At 72.0% G+C, this 25,872-nt stretch carries 27 protein-coding genes; 9 read left to right on the top strand and 18 right to left on the bottom strand.

Annotated elements, in window-relative coordinates:
• Positions 1–152: 152 nt before the first annotated feature.
• Entirely contained in the window at positions 153–1,442 is a 1,290-nt protein-coding gene (gene aspS / locus ABT093_RS34710) for an aspartate--tRNA(Asn) ligase (protein WP_350571134.1), read from the bottom strand.
• Positions 1,443–1,772: 330 nt separating this feature from the next.
• Here aspS and ABT093_RS34715 point away from each other — a divergent pair, with 330 nt between their 5' ends.
• Positions 1,773–2,663, top strand: coding sequence for an FAD-dependent oxidoreductase (locus ABT093_RS34715; protein ID WP_350571135.1), 891 nt, complete (start codon positions 1,773–1,775; stop codon positions 2,661–2,663).
• 6 nt (positions 2,664–2,669) lie between these two features.
• On the opposite strand, the gene ABT093_RS34720 is transcribed toward ABT093_RS34715, so the two are convergent.
• From ABT093_RS34720 to ABT093_RS34740, 5 genes are all read right to left on the bottom strand, one after another.
• A complete protein-coding gene (locus tag ABT093_RS34720) occupies positions 2,670–3,176 on the bottom strand; it encodes a hypothetical protein (protein WP_350571136.1) in 507 nt (168 codons plus the stop codon).
• 4 nt (positions 3,177–3,180) lie between these two features.
• Positions 3,181–4,518, bottom strand: coding sequence for an AAA family ATPase (locus tag ABT093_RS34725; protein WP_350571137.1), 1,338 nt, complete (start codon positions 4,516–4,518; stop codon positions 3,181–3,183).
• 467 nt (positions 4,519–4,985) lie between these two features.
• The gene (locus tag ABT093_RS34730; RefSeq protein WP_350571138.1) at positions 4,986–5,384 is read right to left on the bottom strand and encodes a hypothetical protein; all 399 of its coding nucleotides are present in this window, start codon (positions 5,382–5,384) and stop codon (positions 4,986–4,988) included.
• Positions 5,385–5,412: 28 nt separating this feature from the next.
• A complete protein-coding gene (locus tag ABT093_RS34735; RefSeq protein WP_350571139.1) occupies positions 5,413–5,613 on the bottom strand; it encodes a DUF397 domain-containing protein in 201 nt (66 codons plus the stop codon).
• Between the two features lie 10 nt (positions 5,614–5,623).
• Complete coding sequence (locus ABT093_RS34740; RefSeq protein ID WP_350571140.1) at positions 5,624–6,517, bottom strand: helix-turn-helix domain-containing protein; 894 nt, start codon at positions 6,515–6,517, stop codon at positions 5,624–5,626.
• 226 nt (positions 6,518–6,743) lie between these two features.
• Between ABT093_RS34740 and ABT093_RS34745 the strand changes: the two genes are divergently transcribed.
• Genes ABT093_RS34745 through ABT093_RS34755 form a run of 3 tightly spaced genes read left to right on the top strand, consistent with a single transcriptional unit; the run spans position 6,744 to position 7,461 of the window.
• The gene (locus ABT093_RS34745) at positions 6,744–7,109 is read left to right on the top strand and encodes an ATP-binding protein (protein WP_350571142.1); all 366 of its coding nucleotides are present in this window, start codon (positions 6,744–6,746) and stop codon (positions 7,107–7,109) included.
• The gene (locus ABT093_RS34750; RefSeq protein WP_350571143.1) at positions 7,106–7,342 is read left to right on the top strand and encodes a hypothetical protein; all 237 of its coding nucleotides are present in this window, start codon (positions 7,106–7,108) and stop codon (positions 7,340–7,342) included. The genes ABT093_RS34745 and ABT093_RS34750 overlap by 4 nt, the downstream gene beginning before the upstream one ends.
• Positions 7,339–7,461, top strand: a complete 123-nt coding sequence (locus tag ABT093_RS34755) for a hypothetical protein (protein ID WP_350571145.1) — start codon at positions 7,339–7,341, stop codon at positions 7,459–7,461. Before ABT093_RS34750 ends, ABT093_RS34755 begins: the two co-directional genes overlap by 4 nt.
• Positions 7,462–7,515: 54 nt before the next feature.
• On the opposite strand, the gene ABT093_RS34760 is transcribed toward ABT093_RS34755, so the two are convergent.
• Positions 7,516–7,989 carry an Lrp/AsnC family transcriptional regulator gene (locus ABT093_RS34760; RefSeq protein ID WP_350571147.1) on the bottom strand — a complete coding sequence of 158 codons (474 nt, stop codon included), beginning with the start codon at positions 7,987–7,989 and terminating at the stop codon, positions 7,516–7,518.
• A 122-nt stretch (positions 7,990–8,111) separates the two neighbouring features.
• On the opposite strand from ABT093_RS34760, the gene ABT093_RS34765 reads away from it, so the two are divergent.
• Positions 8,112–8,942 (top strand): MerR family transcriptional regulator, encoded by an 831-nt coding sequence (locus ABT093_RS34765; protein WP_350571148.1) that lies wholly within the window; start codon positions 8,112–8,114, stop codon positions 8,940–8,942.
• 3 nt (positions 8,943–8,945) lie between these two features.
• Here the strand turns inward: ABT093_RS34765 and ABT093_RS34770 are convergent, their stop codons facing one another.
• Entirely contained in the window at positions 8,946–9,380 is a 435-nt protein-coding gene (locus ABT093_RS34770) for a MarR family winged helix-turn-helix transcriptional regulator (RefSeq protein WP_350571150.1), read from the bottom strand.
• Positions 9,381–9,477: 97 nt separating this feature from the next.
• Here ABT093_RS34770 and ABT093_RS34775 point away from each other — a divergent pair, with 97 nt between their 5' ends.
• Positions 9,478–10,401, top strand: coding sequence for a quinone oxidoreductase family protein (locus ABT093_RS34775; protein WP_350571151.1), 924 nt, complete (start codon positions 9,478–9,480; stop codon positions 10,399–10,401).
• Between the two features lie 967 nt (positions 10,402–11,368).
• A complete protein-coding gene (locus ABT093_RS34780) occupies positions 11,369–11,551 on the top strand; it encodes a PspC domain-containing protein (protein WP_350571153.1) in 183 nt (60 codons plus the stop codon).
• 82 nt (positions 11,552–11,633) lie between these two features.
• Here ABT093_RS34780 and ABT093_RS34785 read toward each other — a convergent pair whose 3' ends face one another.
• From ABT093_RS34785 to ABT093_RS34795, 3 genes are all read right to left on the bottom strand, one after another.
• Positions 11,634–11,993, bottom strand: coding sequence for an ATP-binding protein (locus ABT093_RS34785; protein WP_350571154.1), 360 nt, complete (start codon positions 11,991–11,993; stop codon positions 11,634–11,636).
• A gap of 209 nt (positions 11,994–12,202) precedes the next feature.
• Positions 12,203–13,351, bottom strand: coding sequence for an adenosine deaminase (locus ABT093_RS34790; RefSeq protein WP_350571155.1), 1,149 nt, complete (start codon positions 13,349–13,351; stop codon positions 12,203–12,205).
• Positions 13,352–13,521: 170 nt separating this feature from the next.
• Positions 13,522–14,475 carry a LysR family transcriptional regulator gene (locus tag ABT093_RS34795; protein WP_350571181.1) on the bottom strand — a complete coding sequence of 318 codons (954 nt, stop codon included), beginning with the start codon at positions 14,473–14,475 and terminating at the stop codon, positions 13,522–13,524.
• Between the two features lie 105 nt (positions 14,476–14,580).
• Between ABT093_RS34795 and ABT093_RS34800 the strand changes: the two genes are divergently transcribed.
• Both ABT093_RS34800 and ABT093_RS34805 read left to right on the top strand, forming a co-directional pair.
• Complete coding sequence (locus ABT093_RS34800) at positions 14,581–15,879, top strand: MFS transporter (protein ID WP_350571156.1); 1,299 nt, start codon at positions 14,581–14,583, stop codon at positions 15,877–15,879.
• Between the two features lie 562 nt (positions 15,880–16,441).
• Positions 16,442–16,996 carry a Uma2 family endonuclease gene (locus tag ABT093_RS34805; RefSeq protein ID WP_350571158.1) on the top strand — a complete coding sequence of 185 codons (555 nt, stop codon included), beginning with the start codon at positions 16,442–16,444 and terminating at the stop codon, positions 16,994–16,996.
• Between the two features lie 30 nt (positions 16,997–17,026).
• Here the strand turns inward: ABT093_RS34805 and ABT093_RS34810 are convergent, their stop codons facing one another.
• The 7 genes from ABT093_RS34810 to ABT093_RS34840 form a co-directional block, all read right to left on the bottom strand.
• Positions 17,027–18,304, bottom strand: coding sequence for a thymidine phosphorylase (locus ABT093_RS34810; RefSeq protein ID WP_350571159.1), 1,278 nt, complete (start codon positions 18,302–18,304; stop codon positions 17,027–17,029).
• 117 nt (positions 18,305–18,421) lie between these two features.
• A complete protein-coding gene (locus ABT093_RS34815) occupies positions 18,422–18,820 on the bottom strand; it encodes a cytidine deaminase (protein ID WP_350571161.1) in 399 nt (132 codons plus the stop codon).
• Positions 18,817–20,082 (bottom strand): ABC transporter permease, encoded by a 1,266-nt coding sequence (locus ABT093_RS34820; RefSeq protein ID WP_350571162.1) that lies wholly within the window; start codon positions 20,080–20,082, stop codon positions 18,817–18,819. Before ABT093_RS34820 ends, ABT093_RS34815 begins: the two co-directional genes overlap by 4 nt.
• Positions 20,079–21,236 carry an ABC transporter permease gene (locus ABT093_RS34825; protein ID WP_350571163.1) on the bottom strand — a complete coding sequence of 386 codons (1,158 nt, stop codon included), beginning with the start codon at positions 21,234–21,236 and terminating at the stop codon, positions 20,079–20,081. Before ABT093_RS34825 ends, ABT093_RS34820 begins: the two co-directional genes overlap by 4 nt.
• A gap of 5 nt (positions 21,237–21,241) precedes the next feature.
• Positions 21,242–22,903 carry an ABC transporter ATP-binding protein gene (locus ABT093_RS34830; RefSeq protein ID WP_350571165.1) on the bottom strand — a complete coding sequence of 554 codons (1,662 nt, stop codon included), beginning with the start codon at positions 22,901–22,903 and terminating at the stop codon, positions 21,242–21,244.
• A gap of 214 nt (positions 22,904–23,117) precedes the next feature.
• The gene (locus ABT093_RS34835) at positions 23,118–24,179 is read right to left on the bottom strand and encodes a BMP family lipoprotein (RefSeq protein WP_350571166.1); all 1,062 of its coding nucleotides are present in this window, start codon (positions 24,177–24,179) and stop codon (positions 23,118–23,120) included.
• Positions 24,180–24,457: 278 nt separating this feature from the next.
• Positions 24,458–25,711, bottom strand: coding sequence for an amidohydrolase (locus ABT093_RS34840; protein ID WP_350571167.1), 1,254 nt, complete (start codon positions 25,709–25,711; stop codon positions 24,458–24,460).
• Positions 25,712–25,872 lie beyond the last annotated feature (161 nt).

Raw genomic sequence — 25,872 nt, forward strand, 5'->3', positions numbered from 1 at the left:
CAGCCGCAGGCGTACCCGCAGGCGTACCAGGCTCCGCAGGCGCCGCAGGGCCCGCAGCAGGGCTGAGCACCCGTCCGCCCGTCCGCCTCCGGGCGGCGCCCCGGGGAACGGGAGCGCCGCCCGGAGGCGTACCGGCGTCCGGTGCCCTCACCTCACGGCGTCAGCCGGTGCACGTCGCGCGGGAAGAGCGCCGTGCGCCGGACGTTCTCCTCCCCCGTCAGCCGCGCCGTCCAGCGCTCCAGGCCGAGCGCGAACCCGCCGTGCGGCGGCATGCCGTGGACGAAGGCCCGCAGGTACCCCTCGTACGGCCCGGCCGGCTCGCCGCGGGCGGCGAGGGCCGCGAGGTAGTCCTCGTGGCGGTGCAGCCGCTGGCCGCCGGTGACCAGCTCCAGCCCGCGGAAGAGCAGGTCGAAGCTGTTCGAGTACTCCGGCCGGCCCGGCTCGGGGTGGGTGTAGAACGGCCGCTTGCGCATCGGGTACCCGGTCACGAACAGGAACGGGCTGCCGTGCTCGCGCTGCGCCCAGGCGCCGAGCCACCGCTCGTGCGCCGGCGCGAGGTCCGGCTCGTCGGCGCCCAGCATCCGCATCGCCTCCGCGAAGTGCAGCTGCGGGATCTCCTCGGGGACGGCGGGCGGCTCGACGCCCAGGGTCGCGAGGGCGTCCCCGGCCCGCTCGGCGACCGCCGCCACCGTCCCGGCGAGGGCGGCCCGCACCACGGCCATGACGTCCCGGTGGTCGGTGACGAAGCCGAGTTCGGCGTCCAGGCTGGTGTACTGGGCCAGGTGGCGGGCGGTGTCGTGCGGCTCGGCCCGGAACACCGGCCCGGTCTCGTAGACCCGCTCGAAGACGCCGACCATCGCCTGCTTGAAGAACTGCGGCGACTGCGCCAGGTACGCCTCGCGCCCGAACCAGTCCAGCGCGAAGACGTTCGCTCCGGACTCGGTCGCCGAGGAGACGACCTTCGGCGTGTGGATCTCGGTGAAGCCGAGGCCGTCGAGCGCCGCCCGGAAGCCGTGCACGGAGGCCGCCGAGACGCGGTGCAGCGCCGCCAGCCGGGGGTGGCGCAGGGTGACGGGCGCGCCGTCCAGGACCACCGGCAGCGCGGCGGGGACGGCCGGGCGGAAGAGGTCGAACGGCGGGGCGGCGGCGGGGCGGGAGAGCACCTCCATCTCCGGCCCGGTCAGCTCCACTCCGCTCGGCGCCTGGGGGTTGGCGGTGACGGTGCCCCGGACGCGCAGCACCGTCTCCTCCGGCAGGTCGGCCGTCCCGGCGGGGGCGACCACCTGGGCGAGGCCCGAGCGGTCGCGCAGGACGAGGAAGGTCACGGACTTCAGCGCGCGGCGGCGGTGCAGCCAGCCGGCGAGTTCGACGCTCGCGCCGACGTGGCCGGGCAGGTCGGCGGCCAGGACGCGGGCGGTGTCGGTGGTACGGGGGTGGATCATCGCGGCCCTCCGGGGGCGTCGTGGTGATCCCTTGGGAGTGCGGGCGAGAAGGGGACTCGCGGTGCCACCGCACTTTCGCCGCCGTCGCCGGAGCGGGCGGCGGCCTCGATCGGGCCCGGTGACGGGGGCCGGCCGGCGGGGCATTTCCTCCCCGCACTCGGGAGTGTCTTCCCTCCCGGACGCGAGGCCGCCTTCACAGCAGCCGGCGGCTCTCTCGGCTCGCGGGGCCCGGAGGTACTCGTCTCCGTCGACGTGTTGGGGCGAGGCTAGGACGCCACCGGCCGCCCCGGCAACGGCTTTTCCTCCCGGTGGCCGCTACGCTGGCGAGCCATGGTGACCCGGACGTCCAGCGCGCCGTACGACCTGGTGATCGTCGGCGGCGGCCCGGCCGGCTGCGCGGCGGCGGTGATGGCCGCGAGCGTCGGCCTGCGCTCGGCGCTCGTCGAACGGCGCGAACTGGGCGCCACCCTGCGGCGCGTCCCGGCGGTCGGTAACGTGCTCGGCTTCGCCACCGGCACGGCCTTCGCCGACGCCGTCGCGGCGGACGTCCGGCGGGTCGCCGACTCCTGCGACGTCCTGCTCGGCACCCCGGCGACGGAACTGCGCGCCGACGACGAGGGCGTCACCGTCCTCCTCGCCTCCGGGACCGCCGTCCGCGGCCGCTACGCGATCGCCGCCACCGGCGTACGGGCCGCCCTCCCGCACGAGGCCGGCTGGCTCACCTCCGCCGTCGACGCCCCGCCGCCCCTCTGGGAGGCGGACGCCGCCCGCCTGGCCGGCCGCCGCACCCTCGTCCTCGGCGCCGACCGCCCGCTCGGCACCCTGCTGCGCGCCCACCCCGGGGCCCCGCTCGACCTGGTCGTCCCCCACCCGTCCGCGGACGCCTACAAGGCCGACGAGGTCCGCACCGACCCGCGCGTCACCCTCGTCCGGCTCGACGCCCTCGCCCTCCACCGCTCCCCCGAAGGCCAGGTCACCGCGGGCGAGTTGGGCACCTTCGCCCCGGACGCCGTCTTCGTCAACCTCGGCGTCCGACCGGCCGCCCTCCCCGGCACCCTGACCACCACCCCCGACGGCTACTGCCCGCCCGACCGCCAGCACCCCCGCCTCCTCACCGCCGGCGACCTCCGCTCCCCCCGCGCCCAGCGCATCATGACCGCCACCGGCTCCGGCGCCGAAGCCGCCCTCCACGCCTACTACGCCCTCCGCCTGCGCGGTTGACGGCGGCTAGGGAAGTTCGGCCCAGGTCTGCATCGTCGCCTCCAGCGTCCAGATCCGAACCTCTGCCTGGACCCGCGAGGCGTACAAGTCCCGCTCGGCGACGATGCTCAGGTCACCGGCGCCGAGCTGCTGACGCACGGCGTGCTCGGCCAGGTCCATCGCGGTGGCTCCGCCACGGCAGAGGTCGGCCAGGAAGACGGAATCCCAGACCCGTTGATGCAGCCTCCACGGGGCTTCACCTCTGGCGGTCTTCTCCAGCAGGTTCATGAACACCGTGGCCCGTCCGCGGCGGGCCGAGCCTTCCTTGATCTGGAAGATGTGGTTCCCGGTCTCGATGATCGTCGCGGTCGGAAGGATGAAGTGGACCCCGGCCTTCTCCCGGCTGAGCATCTCCGACACCACCTCGGCACGGTGACCGTTCATGTGGGGCACATCGAGGATCTCCACGAAGACCGAGGTGTCCAGGAAGTCGACGACGGGCAACCGGAGCCCGGACCGGCGCTGTCCGCTCACGGATTCACAGGCTCCTCAGGAAGTCCTCGACGCTGGTCACGCCGCCTCGCGGACGCAGCGCGTCCGCGAGGCGGTTCCTGCTGATCGCATCCCCGAGGTCACCCGCCGCCAGGAGGTCGATGTAACCGGGCAGATCGGTCAGGCGGGCCAGCGTGCTCTCACCCGACTCCGGGTCCCGGCTGCACACGACGACACCCGAGTGGTCCTGTGCGTCGAGCGAGTTCAGAAGCGCCGGACTGTGCGTGGTGAACAACACGTCGATGCTGCGCCGCTCCGACTCCTCCTTCATCAGACGCAGCACGCGGGCCGCCTGCGTCGGATAGAGGCCGTTCTCGATCTCCTCGATCACCAGGTGCCGCTGGGCCGGCAGCGCCGCCTCGTCGGCGTCGGCGACGGGTGCGCTGAGCAGCGCGGTCCCGAAGGCCAGGAACCGCAGCATGCCGTCGCTGAGGAGCCTGGCGGGGACGGCGTGGTCCTTGCCGTGGTAGCCGGACTCGCGGAGCACCAACTGGACGTCACCGAGCCTCGTGTCGACGCTGGTGATACCGCGTACGGGAAACTCGGGCATCCCCGCGACCAGCTCCGTCAACCGGGCGAAGGCCGACCTGTCGGTCCCGCGCAGGTGCTCCACCACCGCGCTGAGGTTGTCGGCGCTGCGCCTGAGCTCGGTGTCACGGGCGTTGACGTACTGCCGCATGAGGTGCGGGACCGGATCGAGCAGAAAGACCTCGCGCAGGACGGCGAGCACGTCCTGCGCGGCCCGGTGGACGAGCTTGGTCGCCTCGGTGGTCGCGGGAAGCCGAACCGGCACCTGACCGGTGAGGAGTCGATCGGCGGCGAAGGGGACTCCCGGATCCACTCCCCGCAAGCCGTTGAAGTAGCGGACCTTGAGGTCGGTGCGGCTCGGGTCCGGGGTGTCGCTGGCCAGCAGGGACCGGCCGGCCGCGAGCCGGCGGCCCCCGTAGAGCGCCCCCTCCACCGCCGTCAGGGTCTCCCGCAGAACCCTCACCTCGGGACGGACCGCGATCTCCACATCCAGGTCGAAGACCGCCTGGCCCGACTGCACGCGGCACCCGAGGGCGAAGCTGTCCGCCCCCAGCGGCGCACAGCCCTCGGCCCCGCCACGGATGGGCTCCTCACCACCGCTCCGCAGCCCGTCCAGCGCATCGCGCACCGGCTCGCCCAGGGCAAGGCGGGACAGCACCATCAGGCCGTCCAGGGCGTTGGACTTGCCGCTGCCGTTGCGGCCGATCAGCACCGTCAGGTCCTGAAGCGGCAGGCACTGGCCCGTGAAGCTCTTGAAGGAGGTCAGGCGCACCTCCACCAGACGGGGAGTCTCCACCCAGCACCCTCTCTCGCTCGTCCCGGCCCAGGCTGTGCAGCGACAGCAAGCCTACGCGGGCTCGTCACCGTTCCCGCCGTCCTCCACCGGTGGAGTGGGAAGTCGGCGGATCCGACTTCCCACCCCACTGCCGGGCCCGGCACCCTTCGAGGTCTGTCAGGTGAGAACGGGACCGACCTGGCCCGACTGCTCCGCGACCTCCGGAAGTGATCCGGAGAGAGGGCGTTGGAAGCGTCGGCGTCCGAGTTCGGCTGTTTCCTGCTCGCCATGACGACTGGCAGGCGATGCTGTTCGACACGGCGAAATCGTTCACCTTCGTGCTCGCGGACCAGGTTGTGCCGTGGTCGCCGACCCGATCGATAGCACGCGTGGCTGGACGGGCCCGGGCGCGTGGTCGGTGACGTCAGACGGTGATCGGCACGGTGGCCGGGCACGGACGGTCGTCCGCGCCCGGCCTCTGCGCGTTGTCAGGCGGTCGGGCGGAGGCTGCGGACGGCGAGGAAGAAGGCGGCGGCGGTGAGGGTGGTGGAGAGGAGGAAGAGGAGGGCGATGCCGAGGTGGAGGAGGGCGTGCGGTTCGCGGAGGATCCGGGCGAGGACGAGGTAGCCGGCGGATGCGGTGAGGAGGGCCCCGAGAACGGGGGCGGACCAGCGGTGGAACGCGAGCCGTTCGGGGAGGGCGGAGAGGAGGGAGCCGGTGGGTATGGAGACGAAGGTCCCGAAGAGGAGGCCCACCATGGCCCCGAGCGGTACCGAGGTGTAGTGGAAGGCGACGAGCGCGACCAGGGCGCCCCAGAGGGCCCCGCCGATGACGCCGACCTGGGTGGTGCGAACGATGAGCTGGATACGCCAGGCTTTGGCGTTCATCGCTGGAGGTCCTCCGGAGCTGGGCTGATCAGGAGAGATGGTCGAACTCGCCGGCCTTGACGGCCAGCAGGAAGGAACCGAGCTTCGCTACGTCAATGACCAGAACACTCTCCGGGTCATCGGACTCCCGCAGATGACGAAGGCCCGCCGTGCCCGCGGCAAGTTCAACGCAGTTGCCGCCCGCGTTTGAGCCGCTGAACGATGACTTCTGCCAACGCAGTTCTGGCATCAGGCGCCCTTCACGTTTGGAGCAGGTAGAGAAGATGTCGGATGAGCCCCCACGAGTCACGCGACGACGAGAGCGCGAGGGACGACTGGCCGGTGTCGATCGGAGGCAGCGCAAGATCGCTCAACTTGTTGAAGGTCCTGCGGTACGTCTCGATCGACTGCCGGTCGCCAAGATACTCGGTGTGGCTTGGGTGATCCACAACAACGGTGGAGAGAGCCGCTGATCCCGGGTCCAGAAGGAAGAACTGACTGGTGTGCGGCGGCTTCTGCAACGCCGTGAAGGGGAAGACCTGGATGGTCACATTGGGAAGCTCGGAGACCTCAAGCAGGTGCGCCAGCTGAGCCCTCATGACCTCATCGCCGGGGAACCGCAGGCGCAGCGCCGTCTCATGAATCACGAATCTGAACTCCCGCCGCGGGAGATCGGTCAGGATCCGCTGCCGCTTCAGCCGGAACTCGATCTCCGCTTCCGCATTCAGCTTGCGGTCGCGATGAGCGTCTTCGTAGATCGCTTCGGCATATGCGGGCACCTGCAGGAGGCCGGGCACGTAGAACGTCTCGTAGTTGTCGACCAGAGCCGCGCTGTCCTCGGCCTCGGCCAGGTCGAGCGCGAGATCCGGCACGCGATCGGCGAACTCCGACCACCACCCCTTGCCCGTTCGCCGCCCCATGTCCGCGAGTTTGGCCCGATAGACCGGATCCTCACAGCCGTAAGCGTCGAGCCAGATCCCCAGCCGTTCCTGATTGAGGCCCGTTCGGCCCGCCTCCGTATGGCTGACGGCCGGACTCTTCATCCCCACCAGTGCGCCGGCCTCCGGAGCGGACAAGCCCGCCGCCAACCGCAGGCGCTGCAACTCCTCGCCGAAGCGGCGCTGCCGCTGGCTGATCTCTCCCCTGAGCCCCACAGCGTTCCTTCCCTCTCCCCGAGTGTTCCGCATCAGCTCGATCCGACGCCACCGGTCAAGCATCACCCACAAGGGTCAACCTTGTCGCATCAGTTGCAACGTTTTGACTTTGCATCCTACTCTCGGTGTTGCACCGATCACGCGACGGATCGTCAGTCACCTTTGTCTTCCCAGAGACTGATCCTCCGTCGGTGATTCACTCCTCCCCACCTCATGGAGGTCCCCCATGTGTGCCCCCAACCCTCCCGACTGGTTCGTCGTCCGTCACGAGTTGCGCACCCTCCTCACCACGGCCGGCTGGCACCCCGACGCCGTCCACGACGCCGAACTCGCCCTTCACGAGCTGTTCGTGAACGCCTGGACGCACGCGGGCACGCGGGCGCCCCACGTCATCGTCTCCCTCTGCCCCCGTACGCTGCGGGTCTCGGTCTGCGACGACAGCCCGGACCTGCCCGAGCCCCTCATCCCCACCGACCTCTACGCGCTCTCCGGGCGCGGTCTCCACCTCGTGCGCGCCCTCACCCACCGATTCGGCGCCACCCCCACCAAGTCCGGCAAGGTGGTCTGGTTCGAGCTGGAGGCCGCCGCGTGAACGTCCCGCTCGAACCCCACGACAAGATCCTCCGCACCTACACCGAGCCTGAGGTGACCGACCTGATCCGTGAACTCCACGAGCGGGGCAAGCCGTTCGGCATCCAGTGGGGCTCCGCCGCCGTCAACGGCGCCACCATCGACGGCCGCCTCCTCATCGACTTCGGCGACACCTCCGTCGCCACCCTCCTCAACCTCCTCACCCTCCTCCGCGAAGGGCTCAGGACGCCGTGAACTTCCTCATCGGCACGGCCTTCGCCGTCCTTCTCGCCCTCGCCATCGCTACCGTCATCACCGGCGTCGTCACCGCTCTCAAGGTCCACGGCAACGAGGAAAACGAGCACAACTGCTGAACGTTACGGCGGCTGCCGCCCCAGCCGCCGTCAACTCGAATGGGAGCAGTGTTGCTACTGCTCCGCCGCCCCCACGCGGGGCACCGCGGGGCCCCGGGGCGTGAGGGGGCGGCTCAGGACGAGATTGGTCGTGGTGCTCCCGAACTGGGCCAGCTCGTCGACGATCTCCTCCAGGTGACCCATCGACGTCGTCGCGATCTTCAGCGCATAACAGTCGTCCCCGGTGGTCCGCAGGCACTCCAGGATCTCCGAGCGCTCCTCCAGCAGCCGCCGCAGCGGCTCGTGCCGCGCCGCCGGTCCCGGGTACTTCAACCGTACGACCGCCGTCACCGGGTACCCCGTGCGCTCCAGGTCCACCTCGGCCCGGTAGCCGGTGATCACCCCCGCCGTCTCCAGCCGCCGCACCCGCTCCGTCGTCGCCGACGCGCTCAGGTTCACCCGCCGCGCCAGCTCGGTGAACGCGATCCGCCCGTCCTCCTGGAGCTCGGCCAGGATCGCCCAGTCCGTCGCGTCAAGAATCTCGGTCATGAGCCCAGATTGCCGGTGATTCCACGGCGGAACAACCCCTCAACCGGGGGATGTCACACCAGTCAATCCAGCCGACACGGTCGCTTGCCCCTCTCCCTGGGGCAAGGCGCAGAGTGTTCCCCGTGCACGAGGACTTGATCACCATCGGCGAGCTCGCCGCCCTCACCAGGCTCAGCCCCAAGGCGCTGCGCCTCTACGGGGAGCGCGGGCTGCTGCCGCCCGCCCACGTCGACCCGCACACCGGGTTCCGCCGCTACGGCCTCGCCCAGGTCGAACGGGCCCGCCGGATCGCGCTGTTGCGCGCCGTCGGCATGCCGCTGGCCCGGATCGCGGCCGCGCTCGACGCGGACGGCGACGAGTCCGCGCGCCTGCTCGACGCCTACTGGCGCGAGCAGGAACGCACGCACACGGCCCGCCGGGAGGCGGCGGGCTACGCCCGAGCAGTGCTCACCGGAAGGAGCCCCACCGTGTACGAGATCGCCGAACGCGACGTGCCCGAGCAGAAGGTGCTGTTCACCCGGCGCCATGTGACCATCGCCGACCTGCCCGCCTTCCTCGGCGAGGCGAGCGAGCAGCTGCTCGCGCACCTGCGGAGCACGGACGCATGCCTGTCCGGCCCCCTCTTCGCGATCTACCACGGCGTGGTGAGCGAGGACTCCGACGGCCCGGTCGAGGTCTGCGCACCGACGGCGAACACCGTCGAACCGGCCGGCCCGATCGGCGTCCGCATCGAGCCGGCGCACCGCGAGGCGTACACCGAGCTGACCAGGGCCCACCCGGGCTTCGCCGCGATGGCGACCGTCCACGACGCCGTCGTCGCCTGGCTCGGCGAGCACGGCTACGCCCGCAGCGCGTCCAATCGCGAGGTGTACTACCCGAACCACCTGACCGCCGCCGACGGCGAGCACATCGCGGACGTCGCCGTCCCGTTCCGCCCCCGCCCGGCCGCGTAGCGGCTACACCCCCGCCTCGTGCAGCCGCCCGAGCAGCGCCATCAGCTGCCGCTGCTCGCCGGGGGTGAGCGGGGCCAGCAGCTCTTCATTGGCCGACTCGGCGAGCTCCGCGCACCGGGCGAGGACGGCGACGCCCTCCGGGGTGACGGTGACGGCGTTCTTCCGCCGGTCGGCCGGATCCGGCGCGCGCAGGACGTAGCCGGCCCGCTGGAGGTGGTTGAGCACGCCGACCATGTCCTTGGGGTCGACGGCGAGCCTCCGCCCCAACTCGGCCTGCGCCACCGGCCCGTACTCGGCCACGGCGGCGAGCACGGCGTGCTGGAGGAGCTTCAGCCCCTGGGCCGCGATCGCGTCGGCGACCAGGCCCCGTCCACGCGCCGCGACGCGCCCGACGAGCCAGCTCGGCAGGGACTGGATGTGCTGGAGCGGCGTGGTCACGGGTCCCAGCCTACTCCGATTTTCATTGGACACTCCAACGATTCCCCCATTATCGTTGGAGTGTCCAATGATTCCATGGCCGGATCGGGGAGGTCCCGTGCTGCGTGTCCGTCATGAGGCCGACGGTGGTCCCGGGCTGTTGCGGGCCGAGCAGGCCGCGGTACCGGAGGCCGGCGCCGGGGACCTGCTCGTCCGGGTGGAGGCCGTCGGCGTCACCCTTCCCACCGTCCGCAGGCTCCGCGACAGCCGAGAGCCCCTCGCCCTCGGCGGCGAGATCGCCGGGCGCGTCGCCGCCACCGGCCCCGGCGTCACCGGCTTCGCGGCCGGCGACCGCGTCACCGGGCTCTGCTTCGCCGACGCCTACGCCGAGTTCGCCGTCCTGCCCACCGCGATGGCCTCGCACGTCCCGGACGACGCGACCGCCGTCGAGGCCGTCGCCCTGGTCCGCAGCGGCCTCGTCGCCCGCGGCGCCCACGAGGCCGCCCGTCTCGAACCGGGTGAGCGCGTCCTCGTCACCGCCGCCGCGAGCGGGGTCGGCACGCTCGCCCTCCAGTACGCCCGGGCCGGCGGCGCGGGCCGCGTCGTCGCCGCCGTGAGCAGCGCCGCCAAGGCCGGCTTCGTCCGCTCCCTCGGCGCCGACGAGGTGGTGCTCTACGAGGACCTCGCCCGGGGCGGCCCGTACGACGCGATCCTCGACGGCGTCGGCGGCGACCTCCTCCCGGGCGCCGTCCGCGCCCTGGCGACCGGCGGCCGGCTGGTCGCCTACAGCTCCGGCGGCGGCACGGTCGAGGCGTACGAACTCCTGCTGCGCGGCGCCTCGCTGATCGGTTTCCAGATCCGCGCCGTCGCCACCGGCCGGCCCGAGCTCTACGCCCGCTGGCGCGACGACCTCTGGCGGCTGCGCGCCGCCGGTACCCTGCGCCCCGCCGTCCACGGCGAGATCCCCCTCGCCGAGGCCGCCCGCGCCCACGCCCTCGTCGAGCAGCGCCGCAATCTCGGCAAGGTGGTCCTGGTGCCGTGACCCGCGCCACCGGGTCACCGGGTCACCGGCTCAGGCGGAGACGGTCGGGAGCCCGACGGTCAGGGCGGTCAGGACGCTGACCACGTCGTCGAAGCCGTACTTCCCCGGCCCGAAGTCCGCCCAGGCTTGTCATCACCCGGACCCGCGAAGTCGACAGCGCTCAGCGGAACGGCCTGACCGCCCGCCGTCACGTACACCGTCGCGTCGGCGCCCGTGACGTCCTTCACGACCGCACCGTTCCGCACGGACCTCACGACCGCCCCCCGGGGGGGCACATCCACCTCCGGTTCGGCGTGCGGGCCGTGCAGAACGGCTGGCTGCCGCAGCGCGCCTGACAGGGCGCTTCACCCGGGACTGGGCTCGGTCCGGCACCTCGGAGCGGGACGTCCAGCCGTCGACGGCGGACCCGGAGGCGGCCACCGGACCGGCGGCGGCGAGGCGGACGAGACGGGAGGGCTTCGCGGGCACGGCAGTACCCCCGGCGGTGGAAGGGAAGGAGAACCCGCACGACCGGTGGGACGGCCCGTGTTCCGAGCAGCGCCCGGTCGGTGAGCGGTCCGGCCGCTCGCGGGGTCCGAGGCCCGCCGATGTCGCGTCCACCAGCGGCGAGCATCAGTCTTCCCCGAGGAGTCGGCGCACGGAAGGCCGGCCGGCTGGCCGGTACCGTCCCTGGCCGGAACCGTCCACCGCGCGGTCCGGCACGGTCCGGCACCTTCGCGGGGCCGCGCCGCCAGCCGGGCGCGCCGGAGTGGGAAGTCGGCCGGGCCGACTTCCCGCTCCACCGCCCCGCCAATCTCCGGGCCGACCCTGAGCGCAACCCCGAGAAGACGTCCTGCCGGACGATGACGCAGGTCAGGGGCGGGATCGGCTTGCGGGGTGAGGCTTTCGGCGGGACGGCGGCGGAGCATGGAAGTACGCCAGCCGGAGGGACCGGCCGACGGCGTCACCACTGCCCCTGGAGTTCGCCATGAGCCGCCTCGCCCGCCCCCGCCACAACCGTGTCATCGCCGGCGTCTGCGCCGGGATCGCCGAGCGCTTCGGGCTCACGCCGTGGACCGTGCGGGCCATCTTCCTGGCCTCCTGCCTGCTGCCCGGCCCGCAGTTCCTGATCTACCTGGCGCTCTGGCTGCTGCTGCCCCAGGAGCCGTGACGCCCAAGGACGCCGAAGGGGCCGCCCGCTTCCCCGGGAGGAGAGCGGGCGGCCCCTTCGGGCGTGCTGCGCGGCGGACGGGTCAGCCGGTCAGGCCCGGCAGCGGGAGGGTCTGGGTGAGCCCGCCGAGCGGGGTCTTGTCGAGACCCGGCACCGTCGGCAGGGCGCCCCGGTTGCTGGTGACCCCGGCGATCGGGGCGGCGGCCTCGCCCGCGCTCGGGGCGAGCGTGCCGAGGGTGCTGCTGACCTTGTCGGCGACCGGCAGCTTGCCCGCGGTGTCGGTGAGGGCCTTGGCGGTCGCCGGGTTGGTCAGCAGGTTGGTCGGGAGCCCGAGACCACCGGTGGCGGTGGCGGGGGCGGCGGACGCGCCGCCGGCACCCACCGCGGCGATCGCGATGCCGAGCGCGGCGGTGCCGGCGGCCTTGAGAGTGGCCTGCTTCATGTGGTTCGTCCCCTTGGGTCCTCGTCGGTGGCCGACACACGGGGCCGACGCGACGGGGCCCGCCGCCACGGCTGGTCGGCAATGACGGGCACACCGTAGTGAGGGGACCGCACGCGCTTCAATGGCGGTTCACCCGCCCGAGCGAGAAGTCGGATGAACGCCAACTCCCGTGGCGGAGAGCGGCGTTCATCCGGTCATCCCGGAGGGGCTCAGCTGCCGGCGCTGAACAGCCACTCCGCCTTGAGCTCGGCGTAGCCCGGCTTGATCACGTCGTTGATCATCGCGAGCCGCTCGTCGAACGGCAGGAAGGCCGACTTCATCGCGTTCACGGTGAACCACTCCAGGTCCCCCAGCGTGTAGCCGAAGGCCTCGACCAGGTGCGCGAACTCGCGGCTCATGCTGGTGCCGCTCATCAGCCGGTTGTCGGTGTTCACGGTGACCCGGAACTTCAGCCGGCTGAGCAGCCCGATCGGGTGCTCGGCGTACGACGTGGCCGCGCCGGTCTGCAGGTTGGAGGTGGGGCACATCTCCAGCGGGATGCGCTTGTCGCGCACGTACGCGGCGAGGCGGCCCAGCGTGACGGTGCCGTCCCCCTCGACCGTGATGTCGTCGACGATCCGCACGCCGTGGCCGAGGCGGTCGGCGCCGCAGCACTGCAGGGCCTCCCAGATCGACGGCAGGCCGAAGGCCTCGCCCGCGTGGATGGTGAAGTGGTTGTTCTCGCCCTTGAGATAGTCGAAGGCGGCCTGGTGGCGGGTGGGAGGGTAGCCCGCCTCGGCGCCGGCGATGTCGAAGCCGACGACGCCGGCGTCGCGGTGACGGTTGGCCAGTTCGGCGATCTCCGACGAGCGGGCGGCGTGCCGCATCGCGGTGATCAGGGTGCCGATCCGGATCCGGTGGCCGGCGGCGCGGGCGCTGGCCTCGCCGAGCCGGAAGCCCTCCTGGACGGCCTCGACGACCTCGTCCAGGGTCAGGCCGCGCTCCAGGTGCTGCTCGGGGGCGTAGCGGACCTCGGCGTAGACGACGCCGTCCGCGGCGAGGTCCTCCGCGCAGTCGGCGGCGACCTTGATCAGGGCCTCACGGGTCTGCATGACGGCGCAGGTGTGGGCGAAGGTCTCCAGGTAGCGGACCAGCGAGCCGGAGTCGGCCGCCTCGCGGAACCACTCGCCGAGCGCCTTGGGGTCGGTGCTGGGGAGGCCCTCGTAGCCGACGGCGGCCGCCAGCTCGACCACGGTCTCGGGGCGCAGGCCGCCGTCGAGGTGGTCGTGCAGGAGCACCTTCGGCGCGCGGGCGATCTGCTCGGGGGTGGGAATCCGGGGGCCGGTGCCCGCGGTGGTGACGGGGATCTGCTTCTCCATTGCGGGAGTGTAGCTCCTACGCGCGTAGACAGGCCACCGTCCGCTGGGCCGAATCGTCCAATGTCCACCGGGAATTCCACCAAAGGGACGATCCGGGCAACCTACTCGCCAGTCAGCCTCCCGGACGCCGACCGCGCCAGCCGCTCCGGCCGGACACCGCCCCCACCGCCTCAGTCGTGCGCCAGCAGCCGCCCCCGCCGCGACAGCACGAAGTCCCGGAACGCCACCGCCGGCGGGGTCAGCGGCCGCCCCGCCGCCCAGGCCAGCCCGATCGCCCGCCGGGTGCGCGGCGCCGTCACCTCCAGCTCCACCACCCCCGGCCGGGGCACCAGCGCCGGGGGCAGCAGCGCCACCCCCAGCCCCGCCGCCACCAGCCCGCGCAGCGTCTCGGTCTCCTCCCCCTCGAACGCGATCCGCGGCACGAACCCCGCCTCCGCACAGAAGCCGTCCGTGATCGCCCGCATCCCGTAGCCCGGCTCCAGCCCGACGAACGGCTCCTCGGCCACCTCCGCCAGCCGGATCCGGCGCCGCCCGGCCAGCCGGTGGTCCGCCGGGACCACCAGGTGCAGCCGCTGCTCGTCCAGCCGGCGGGCGACCAGCGCCGGATCGTCGTCCGGGACCGGCGCGACCAGGCACAGGTCCAGCTCCCCCGCCCGCAGCCGGTCCAGCATCGCGCCCACGTAGTCCTGCACCAGCTGGAAGCGCACCAACGGGTACGCCGCCCGGAAGTCCCGCAGCAGGGCCGGCACCGCGTCCGTCCCCATGGTGTGCAGGAAACCGAACGCCACCCGCCCGGTCTCCGGGTCGGCCTCCGCCCGGGCCGCCTCGGCTCCGCGCTCGACCTCGGCCAGCGCCCGCTCCACCGAGGCCAGCAGCAGCCGGCCCGCCCGGGTCAGCCGGACCGTGCGGCCCTGCCGGGCGAGCAGGTCGACGCCCAGCTCCGCCTCCAGCCGGGCCACCGCCCGGGACAGCGTCGGCTGCGGCATCGCCAGCAGCGCCGCCGCCTGGGTCACGTGCTCCAGCCGGGCGACCGCCGCGAACTGGGCCAGCAGCGGGGCGAGTTGCACCGCCGGAAGGTCCGGTCCGAGCTCCGCGAGCCGGGCCGGCTCGGTCCCGGCGGCCATGACGTTCTCCATCCCCTGCCCCTTGCTGCGCTCATGCACCGACGCATCGATTGTCGCCGGTTCATGCATTGGACGCATCAGCGCGGCGGTTCTACCGTCGACGTCATGCAGCCCTCCAGTACCGGGGCGTCCGCGACCCTGCCGGACGCCCTCACCCAGCCGATGCCCCGCCGAGACGACCGCCACCGTCCCGGCCAGCGCTCCTTCCGGCGCGCGAACCTCGCGCTCTTCGCGGCCGGCGTCGCGACCTTCGTCCTCCTCTACTCCACCCAGGGCCTGCTGCCGGTCCTCTCCGACGACCTCGGCCTCACCCCCGGTCAGGCCAGCTGGACGGCCTCCGCCGCCACCCTCGGCCTGGCGCTCGCCCTGCTCCCCGCCAGCGCGCTCTCCGACCGGTACGGCCGCACCGCCGTGATGACGGCCTCCACCCTCGCCGCCTCCGCCCTCGCGCTCGCCCTGCCGTTCGCGCCGGACCTCACCACCCTGGTCGTGCTCCGGGTGCTCCAGGGCGCCGCGCTCGCCGGCCTCCCCGCCACCGCGATGGCCTACCTCGCCGAGGAGGTCCACCCCTCCGCGCTGGCCTCCGCGATGGGCCTGTACGTGGCGGGCAACAGCATCGGCGGCATGGGCGGACGGCTGCTCTCCGGCTGGGTCGCGGCCGGCTTCGGCTGGCGCTGGGGGCTCGCCGCCTCCGCCGTCCTCGCCCTGCTGGCCACCCTGGCCTTCCGGCTGCTGATCCCCGCCGCCCGGCACTTCACCCCGGCCCCGGTGGACGCCCGCGCCCTGGCCCGCACCGTCGGCCGGCACCTGCGCAACCCGCTGCTGCTGCGGCTGTACGCACTGGGTCTGCTGTTCATGGCGGTGTTCGGAGCGGTCTACAACACCGTCGGCTACCGGCTGATCGCCGCGCCCTTCCACCTGCCGGAGTCGATCGCCGCCTCGATCTTCGTGGTCTACCTGGTCGGCACCGGCACCTCCGCCGCCGCGGGCCGGCTCTCCGCCCGGCTCGGCCGGCGCGGCGCGCTGTACGCCGCGATCGGCACCACCACCCTGGGGCTGCTGCTCTCGCTCGCCGACTCCCTGGCCCTCGCCCTGCTCGGGCTGGTGCTGATCACCGCCGGCTTCTTCGCCGGCCACGCCACCGCCTCCGCCGCCGTCGGCCGCACCGTCACCGAGGGCCGCGCCCAGGCCTCCGCGCTCTACCTGATCGCCTACTACCTGGGCAACAGCCTCGGCGGCACCACCGGCGCCGACGCCTACCACGCCACCGGCTGGCCCGGCGCCGCCACCATCGGCCTCACCGCCATGGCCCTCGCCGCCGCCGTCACCCTCTACGCCACCCGTCAGGCCCACACCGCCACCCGCCGGGCCGAACGCCTGCCGGGCAGACTTTCCGCCCGGTAGCTCTCCCCCGTGGAAGCTCAGGAGCCGGCCTCCGCCGTTCCGGAGGACCAGGAACGGTTCCGGAGTCCGGCCTGGCAGAGCAAGGAGGCCGAGGTCGACCTGGGAGAGATCAAGCGCCACGCCGAAGACCGCGGGCCGGGGGATACCTGACGCTCGTTGTCAGGTATCCCCCGTAGCTTTCCTCGCGTCCCACCGGTACCGCGCGAACAGAGGAACGCGCCATGGCCACCTTCGTCCTCATCCCCGGCGCCCTGCACGGCGGTCGGTGGTACCGGCCGATCACCGAGGGGCTGCGGGCCGCCGGGCACGAGGTGCACCCGGTGACGCCGACCGGGGTGAGCGAGCGCGGGCACGTCGGAGCGGCGGGCGGGATCGACCTCGACACCCACGTGCGGGACGGCGTGGTCGGCGCGGCGGCGGGCGGCGGGGCGGCGGGGCGGCCACACCTTCCCCACCGGCCACGACCTCGTCCACGAGGTCCCCGAGGAGTTCCTCAAGCTCATCCTCACCGCGGCAGGTGAGGAACGCCCGGCTGTCGGTTGCCGTCGCTACACTCCGGAATATGAGCATCGACCCTGCTGCGTACGCCCGGTTGCGCGAGATCGCGGGTCAGCTGCCGCAGGTGCCCGGGATAGGGAAGATCGAGATCGCCGATGGCGAGATCGTCATGATGATGTCACCGGTGAAGCGCCACGAACTCGCCGTGCTGCGCATCGCCCGACAGCTCAACGCCCAGCTGCCGACCACGCACCCCGACCACATCGCCTACCACGGCGCCGATCTGGAGGACACCGGGCTCGGCCGACTGCGGAACCCGGATCTGATGGTGTTCCCCGAGGCCACCCTGGAGGGTGAACAGTCGGCGGTGCTGCCGCACGAGGTGCTGCTCGTCGTGGAGGTCGTCTCCAAGTCCAACCCCGAGAACGACTACCGCGACAAGGTCCACGACTACGCGGCGATGGGCATTCCGTTCTACCTGATCATCGACCCCCGCACGGGTACCGGCATCGTGCACTCCGAACTCGGCTACACGAACCGTGAGAAGTTCGTCTTCGGCGACGAGATCGCCGTCGGCCCGTGGACCATCGACACCGGCGGTCTGCTCACGTACGCCTGAGGCGGCGTACGCGAGCAGACCTGCGGACCGTCAGGCGATGCGGTCCAGGACGATCGGGGCCGGGGTGAACGGGGTGCCCGCGGGGGCGACCTCGATGCCGCCGGCGAGGGCCTCGATCGCGTAGTCGAAGCGCTCGGGGGTGTCGGTGTGCAGGGTCAGCAGGGGCTGGCCGGCCACCACGGTGTCGCCGGGCTTGGCGTGCATCTCGACGCCGGCGCCGGCCTGCACCGGGTCCTCCTTGCGGGCGCGGCCGGCGCCGAGGCGCCAGGCGCTGACGCCCACCGCGTAGGCGTCGAGGGCGGTGAGGACGCCGGAGGCCGGGGCCGGGATGACGTGCTGCTCGCGGGCGACCGGCAGCGGGGCGTCGACGTCGCCGCCCTGGGCGGCGATCATGCGGCGCCAGTGGTCCATCGCGGAGCCGTCGCGCAGCGCGTCGGCCGGGTCCTTGCCGTGCACGCCCGCGGCGGCCAGCATCTCGCGGGCCAGCGCCAGGGTGAGCTCGACGACGTCGGCGGGGCCGCCGCCGGCCAGCACCTCGATGGACTCGCGGACCTCCAGCGCGTTGCCCGCGGTGAGGCCGAGCGGGGTCGACATGTCGGTGAGCAGGGCGACGGTGTTGACGCCGGCCGCGGTGCCGAGGCCGACCATGGTGCGGGCCAGCTCGCGGGCGTCGTCGATGTTCTTCATGAAGGCGCCGGAGCCGACCTTCACGTCCAGGACGAGCGCGCCGGTGCCCTCGGCGATCTTCTTGGACATGATCGAGGAGGCGATCAGCGGGATCGCCTCGACGGTGCCCGTGACGTCGCGCAGCGCGTACAGCTTCTTGTCGGCCGGGGCGAGGCCGTCGCCGGCCGCGCAGATGACCGCGCCGGTGCCCCGCAGGACGTCCAGCATCTCCTCGTTGGAGAGCAGGGCGCGCCAGCCGGGGATGGACTCCAGCTTGTCCAGGGTGCCGCCGGTGTGGCCGAGGCCGCGGCCGGACAGCTGCGGGACGGCGGCGCCGCAGGCGGCGACCAGCGGGGCGAGCGGCAGGGTGATCTTGTCGCCGACGCCGCCGGTGGAGTGCTTGTCGCTGGTGGGCCGCGCCAGCGAGGAGAAGTCCATCCGGACGCCGGAGCGGATCATCGCGTCCGTCCAGCGGCTGATCTCGCGCGGGTTCATGCCGTTCAGCAGGATGGCCATGGCCAGGGCGGACATCTGCTCGTCGGCGACCTCGCCGCGGGTGTAGGCGTCGATGACCCAGTCGATCTGAGCGTCGCTCAGCTCTCCGCGGTCGCGCTTGGTCTTGATGACGGAGATGGCGTCCATGGTTGCTCCATTGCTCCAAGAGGGGTCAAGAAGGGTTCGCAGAAAGGCGAAGAGTGTCGCGAGCGGGGCCTGCCGGGCCCCGCTCGCGACACTCTACGCGCGTAACAAACGGCAGTGCTAGAGCCGCTCCGGCCCGAACGCGTCGGGCAGGACGTCACTCATCGGCCGCACGCCGGACGGCAGCTCGATCAGCAGGTCGGGCCCGCCGTGCTCGTACAGCAGCTGGCGGCAGCGCCCGCACGGCATCAGCAGCGCGCCGGAGCCGTCCACGCAGGTGAACGCGGTCAGCCGGCCGCCGCCACTGGCGTGCAGCGCGGAGACCAGGCCGCACTCGGCGCACAGCGCGAGCCCGTACGAGGCGTTCTCGACGTTGCAGCCGGTGACCACCCGGCCGTCGTCCACCAGCGCGGCGGCGCCGACCGGGAACTTGCTGTACGGCGCGTACGCGTGGCCCATCGCCTCGCGCGCCGCCGTCCGCAGCGCGGCCCAGTCCACCGCCTCGGCGCCCGGCGTCACTTGCCCTGCCCCTTGCGGTAGATCTGGCCGTCGGCCTTCGGCGGCCGCAGCCGCTGCGAGGCCAGCGAGAGCACCACCAGGGTGATCACGTACGGCGTGGCGACGATCAGCGGACGCTGCACCTCGTCGGTGGTGAAGTACCAGACGAACAGGCCGGCCGAGACCACCAGGGTGATCACCGTGGCGGTGTACTTGCGGCGGTACAGGTGCCAGGCGGCCAGCAGCACCATCGCGATGGCGACCACCAGGATCAGCACGTGCACCGACTCCGGGTCGCGCAGCTGGAGGCTGTCGGTGAAGCCGAACAGGCCGGCGCCCATGGCGAGGCCGCCCGGCATCCAGTTGCCGAAGATCATCGCCGCGAGGCCGATGAAGCCGCGGCCGTTGGTCTGGCCGTCCTTGTAGAAGTGCGCCGCGACCAGCGAGAGGTACGCGCCGCCGAGGCCCGCGAAGGCACCGGAGGTGATGACCGCGAGGTACTTGTACTTGTAGACGTTGACGCCCAGCGACTCCGCCGCGGTGGGGTTCTCACCGCAGGAGCGCAGCCGCAGGCCGAACACGGTGCGCCAGAGCGCGAAGTAGCTGACCACGATCAGCGCGCCGGCCAGCAGCACGACCACCGAGATGTTGGTGACCAGGCCGCCGACCACGCCGGCCACGTCGGAGACCAGGAACCAGTGGTGCGCCTCGATGTCCTTCAGCCCCGAGGAGAGCCCGGGGATGGTGATGTACGGCAGCGGGTCGGCCGGCGGGGACTGGTTCGCGCCGGCGCCGGCGGAGATGTAGTCCTGGTAGTAGATCCGGTTGACGTACGCGCAGATGCCGGGGATCAGCAGGTTGACGCCGACACCGGACACGATGTGGTCGACGCCGAAGGTCACCGTGATGACCGCGTGCAGCAGGCCGCCCAGGGCGCCGCCGATCATGCCGGCCACCAGGCCGAACCACGGGTTGACCAGGTAGCCGCCCCAGGCACCGCAGAAGGTGCCGGCGACCATCATGCCTTCGAGGCCGATGTTGACCACGCCGGCCCGCTCGGACCAGAGGCCGCCCAGACCCGCCATGCCGATCGGCACGGCGGCGCTGAGCGCGGCGGTGACCTGCCCGGAGGAGGTCAGCGAGTGGTTGTCGGTGATCATGCCGACGGCGGAGAACAGGACCAGGGCGCCCGCGATCAGCAGCAGCACCACGGGCCAGGTCATCTTGCGCTTCTTGGCGGGAGCACCCGGCGCCTTGGCGCGGGCTGCGGTGGCCGTGCTCATGCGGACACCTCCTTCTTCTCGGCGGCCGCGGCGGCCTGGGCGGCGAGCTCGGCGCCGACCTTCTGCTGCTGGCGCTTGAGGCCGTAGCGGCGCACCAGCTCGTAGGCGACGACGACGCAGATGACGATGGTGCCCTGCATGACCGGGACGATCTCGAACGGGAAGCCGCCCTGGAGCGGCAGCTGGGAGCCGGTGGAGTCCAGGAAGGCGAACAGCACGGCCGCGAAGGCCATGCCGATCGGGCTGTTGCGGCCGAGCAGCGCGACCGAGATGCCCAGGAAGCCGAGGCCCGCCTGGAAGCTCTGGCCGAAGTTGTAGGAGTTCTGCAGCAGCTCGGGCAGGCCGATCAGACCGGCCAGCGCGCCGGAGACCACCATGGAGGTGACGACCATGCGCTTGACGTTCACACCGGACGCGGTCGCCGCGCTCTCCGAGCGGCCGGTGGCACGCAGGTCGAAGCCGAAGCGGGTGCGGTTCAGGGTGAACTGGAAGGCCACGCCGACCAGGATCGCGATGAAGAGGAAGCCGTAGAGCGGCCCACCGTCGGTGTCGATCGCGAAGAAGTGGCTGGACTCCGAGACCGGGGCGGTCTGGATCGCGTTGCTGGAACCGCTCTTCTCCGGCGCGAAGATGCCGGGGACGAGCAGCAGGCCGACGATGGCCACCGCGATGGCGTTCAGCATGATGGTCGCGATGACCTCGCTGACGCCGCGGAAGACCTTGAGCAGACCGGCGATGCTCGCGTACAGACCACCGACCAGCATCGCGGTGACCAGCAGCAGCGGGATCTGGATGAACGACGGCAGGTCGACCTGGCTGCCGACGAAGGCCGCGAACAGCGCGGCGACCTTGTACTGGCCCTCGACACCGATGTTGAAGAGGTTCATGCGGAAGCCGAAGGCGGCGGCCGCGGCGGCGAGGTAGTACGTGGTGGACCGGTTGAGGATGGCCACCTGGCCGTCCGACTTGGTGCCGTACGTGATCATCACGTTCCAGGCGTCGAACGGGTTCTTGCCCGAGGTCGCCAGGAGCACCGAACAGATCGCGACGGACAGCACGACGGCGAGCACCGGCGCGGCGAGGGCGAGCAGGATCTTCTCGCCGTCGAACCGCTTGGCCGACGAGGGCTTCGCGGCGGGCTTGGGACTGGTCATGTGGGCTACTCCCCCGCCTGCTGGTCGTCGGCGGTGTCGGTGGGGGTGTCGGACGGCGCGGACCCGGTGCCCTCGGCCGCGAGGGCCTGCGCCTGGGCGACCGCCTCCGGCTCGGACTCGATGTGGCCGCCGGCGGCGCCGGTCATCGCGGTGCCGAGGTCCTCGGCGGTCACGGTCTCCGGGTCGGCGTCGGCGACCAGCCGGCCGCGGTAGATCACCCGGATGGTGTCGGACAGGCCGATCAGCTCGTCCAGGTCGGCGGAGATCAGCAGCACGGCGAGGCCGGCCCGCTGGGCGACCCGGATGTGCTCCCAGATCTGCGCCTGGGCGCCGACGTCCACGCCGCGGGTGGGGTGGGCCGCGATCAGCAGCTTGGGGTCGTGGCTCATCTCGCGGCCGATGATCAGCTTCTGCTGGTTGCCGCCGGAGAGGGAGGCCGCGGTGACCTCGATGCCGGGGGTGCGGACGTCGTACTCCTCGACGATCCGCTGGGTGTCCTTGCGGGCGGCGGCCGGGTCGAGCAGCACGCCCTTGGAGTTGGGGCGCTCGCTGACGTGGCCGAGGATCCGGTTCTCCCAGAGCGGGGCCTCCAGCAGCAGGCCGTGCCGGTGGCGGTCCTCGGGGATGTAGCCGATGCCGGCCTCACGGCGGGCCCGGGTCAGGGTGCCGGAGAGGTCCTTGCCGTCCAGGGTGACGGTGCCGGCGTCCAGCGGGAGCATGCCCATGATGGCCTCGACCAGTTCGGCCTGGCCGTTGCCCTCGACACCGGCGATGCCCAGGATCTCGCCCTTGTGGATGCGCAGCGAGATGTCGTCCAGGACGACGCGCTCGATGCCCTCGGCGTCGGTCTTGGCGATCCGCAGGCCCTCGACGTTCAGCATCTCGGTGCTGGTGACGGTCGACTCGCGGCTCTCCGGGGAGGGCAGCTCGGTGCCGACCATCAGCTCGGCCAGCTGGCGGGCGGTGACGCTCTTGGGGTCGGCGTCGCCGACGGTGGTGCCGCGGCGGATGACGCTGATCGCGTCGGCCACCGAGAGCACCTCGTGCAGCTTGTGCGAGATGAAGATGACGGTGACGCCCTCGGACTTCAGCTCCCGCAGGTTGTCGAACAGGGCGTCGACCTCCTGCGGGACGAGCACCGCGGTGGGCTCGTCGAGGATGAGGATCTTGGCGCCGCGGTAGAGCACCTTGAGGATCTCGACGCGCTGGCGGTCGGCCACGCCGAGGTCCTCGACCAGGGCGTCCGGGCGCACGCCCAGACCGTACTGGTCGGAGATCTCCCTGATCTTCGCCTTGGCCTTGGCACCGATGCCGTACAGGTGCTCACCGCCGAGGACGACGTTCTCCCAGACGGTGAGGTTGTCGGCGAGCATGAAGTGCTGGTGCACCATGCCGATGCCGCGCGCGATGGCGTCACCCGGGGTGTTGAACTCGCACTGCTCGCCGTTGATCGCGATGGTGCCCTCGTCCGGCTTCTGCATGCCGTAGAGGATCTTCATCAGCGTCGACTTGCCGGCGCCGTTCTCGCCCATCAGGGCGTGCACGGTGCCGGTGCGGACGGTGAGGTTGATGTCGTGGTTGGCCACGACGCCGGGGAATCGCTTGGTGATTCCGCGCAGTTCGACGGCCGGTGTCGCCGTCCCCGCGCTGGGGTTACCGCCCGTCATCGGGGCGGGGTCGGATGCGGTGATGGCGGTCTCCTGGTGGTCTGGAGGCGCGTCGTTGCGCTGGAGGGCCAAAAGCGGAAAAGGGAGAGGGGACGGGACGGGGCCCGGGGGTACGCACTGAGCGCACCCTTCCGGGCCCCTCCCTATGCAGCGTCCATCATGGCGCTGCCGGGCAGACGGCAGCGGCAGCGACGTCCGGTCGAGCCCGGGAGCCTTACAGCTTCGACGGGTCGGTCGGGATGGTGGTCTGGCCGCTCTTGATGGCGTTGGCGGCCTCGTCGAGCTTGCCCTTGATGTCGTCGATCTTGCCGCCGGTGGTGGCGAGCGAGACACCGTCGGCCTTGAGGTCGAAGTTCTTCACACCGGTGAAGGGCTGGCCCTTCTTGGCGGACTCGATGTACGCGAAGACGGCGTTGTCGACGTTCTTGACCATCGAGGTCATGATGCTGTTCTTGTACTTCGCCAGGGCGGGCTGCGCGGCCTGGTCGGAGTCGACGCCGATGGCCAGGGCGCCGGCGTTGGCGACGGCCTCGATGGCACCGTTGCCGGAGGAGCCGGCGGCGGTGTAGATGACGTCGGCCTTCTTGTCGAGCTGGCCCTGCGCGGCTTCCTTGCCCTTGTCGGGGGCGGCGAAGCCGGAGAAGTCCGGCGGGGTGGTCAGGTAGGTGACCTCGACCGGGATGTTCGGGTCGACGGACTTGACGCCCGCGCGGTAGCCGGCCTCGAACTTCTTGATCAGCTCGGACTGCACACCGCCGATGAAGCCGACGTGCTTGTTCTTGGACTTGAGGGCGGCGGCCACACCGGCCAGGTACGAGCCCTCCTGCTCCGAGAAGGTCAGCGAGGTGACGTTGGCCGGCTGGGTCTCGGAGGCCGAGTCGATGATCGCGAACTTGGTGTTCGGGTTCTCCTTGGCGACCTTCTCGACGGCGGCCTGGTAGACGAAGCCGACCGCGATGATCGGGTTGTAGCCCGCGGTGACCAGGTTCTTGAGGCGGGTCTCCTTGTCGGCCTCGGCCTCACCGGTCTTGGCGTCGGCCTCGGTGACCGCGACACCCAGCTCGCTCTTGGCCTTGTCCAGGCCGCGGGCCGCGGAGTCGTTGAAGGACTGGTCGCCACGGCCGCCGATGTCGTAGGCCATGCCGACCTTCAGGCCGCCCTCGGACGAACCGGAGGAGGCGTTGGTGTCGTTGCTCTTTGCGCCGCAAGCGGCGAGCGAGGCGATGCCCAGGGAACCCGAGAGCACAACCGCGGCGAGCTTAGTAGAACGGCGCAAGGGAGTTTCTCCTTCTCACACGCACCCGTTTAGCGTGGTCGGACGCCACCGTAACGCGCGTAGAACACGGTTGTGTTACGGGCCGCCGGAGCATTCGGGTTGTTACCAAACCGTGGTCTCACCGTCGCCCCGGCGCCCCTTTGCCCTGCACGGGCGGTGGCGGGAACTGGCGCAGCCCAGTGTACGGAACTCGCGAAAAGGGTTGATAGACGATCAAACCGGACACCCTTGGCGGGCGTCCGGTTCCGATCGGTGCGCCGGTGCGGGAGGCGACGGCGTCAGAGCGTGCCGGGCTCCAGGGCGAGGGCGGTGAACAGCTCCACGCCGATCGCGATCGCGCGCTCGTCCACGTCGAAGCGGCCCTGGTGCAGGTCGCGCACGGTGGTGTCATCGGGGCCCCGCACGCCGAGCCGGGCCAGCGCACCGGGGGCGTGCTCCAGGTACCAGGAGAAGTCCTCGCCGCCGAGCGACTGCTCGGTGTCCTCGACCACCTCGGCGCCGTCCTGCCCGAAGCGCGCGGTCATGGCGGCCTCCAACAGCCCCACCGAGACCGCCTCGTTGACCACCGGCGGCACGCCCCGGTGGTAGTCGAGCGTCCACTTCGCCCGGTAGGTCTCGGCGAGCCGGGCGATCAGCTCGTGCAGCAGGTCCGGCGCCTCCCGCCAGCCGGCCAGCTCCAGGCAGCGGACGGTGCCCTCCAGCTCCGCGTGCTGCGGGATGACGTTCGGCGCGGAGCCGGCGGCGATCCGGCCCCAGACCAGCGAGACGCCCCAGCGCGGGTCCATCCGCCGGGCCAGCGCGGCCGGCAGCTCGGAGGCGGTGCGGGCGACCGCGGTGACCAGGTCGGTGGTCAGGTGCGGGCGCGCGGTGTGGCCGCCGGGGCCGTCCATGTGGAGCACCAGGCGGTCGCAGGCCGAGGTGATCGCCCCGACCCGCAGGCCGATCCGGCCCACCTCCACCTTGGGGTCGCAGTGCACCGCGAAGATCCGGCCGACGCCCTCCATGCCGCCGGCCGCGATCACGTCCAGCGCGCCGCCGGGCATGACCTCCTCGGCGGGCTGGAAGACGATCCGGACCGGGCGGCGCAGCTCACCGCCGCGGGCGGCCTCGGCGAGCACCAGCGCGGTGCCGAGGACCACCGAGGTGTGCACGTCGTGGCCGCAGGCGTGGGCCCGGCCGGGGACGCCCGAACGGTAGGGGACGTCGGTCTTGGCGTCGTCGATGGGCAGGGCGTCGATGTCGGCGCGGAAGGCGAGGAACTCCGCGCCGCGCGGGGCGGACTCGGGAACGATGTCGACGAGCATTCCGGTGCCGCCCGGGAGGATCCGGGGGGCGAGGCCGGCGGCGACCAGACGGTCGCGCAGCAGGCCGGTGGTACGGAATTCCTGGCGGCCCAGCTCCGGGTGCCGGTGCAGGTCCCGCCGGAAGGCGATCAGCTCGGGCTCCAGCTCGCGTACCCGGTCGCGGAGACCGGCGGCGGGGCGGGCAGCGGTGAGGGTGACGGCCGACTGGGCGGACTCACGACGGTTCATCTCAACAAGGGTAGGCCTGTTGGGGGGATTTGGCCCGAGTTCCCGCAAAGAAGTGCCCGGATGGGCGCATACCGGCCGCGATGGTGGGTATGACATCTTGTTTCAGCCGCCTTCCCCGTGGTGCCTGCCCTGTGCAACGACCATCGGCGATCACGGTCACG

It is taken from the genome of Kitasatospora sp. NPDC002551, assembly GCF_040296005.1.
Taxonomy (GTDB): domain Bacteria; phylum Actinomycetota; class Actinomycetes; order Streptomycetales; family Streptomycetaceae; genus Kitasatospora.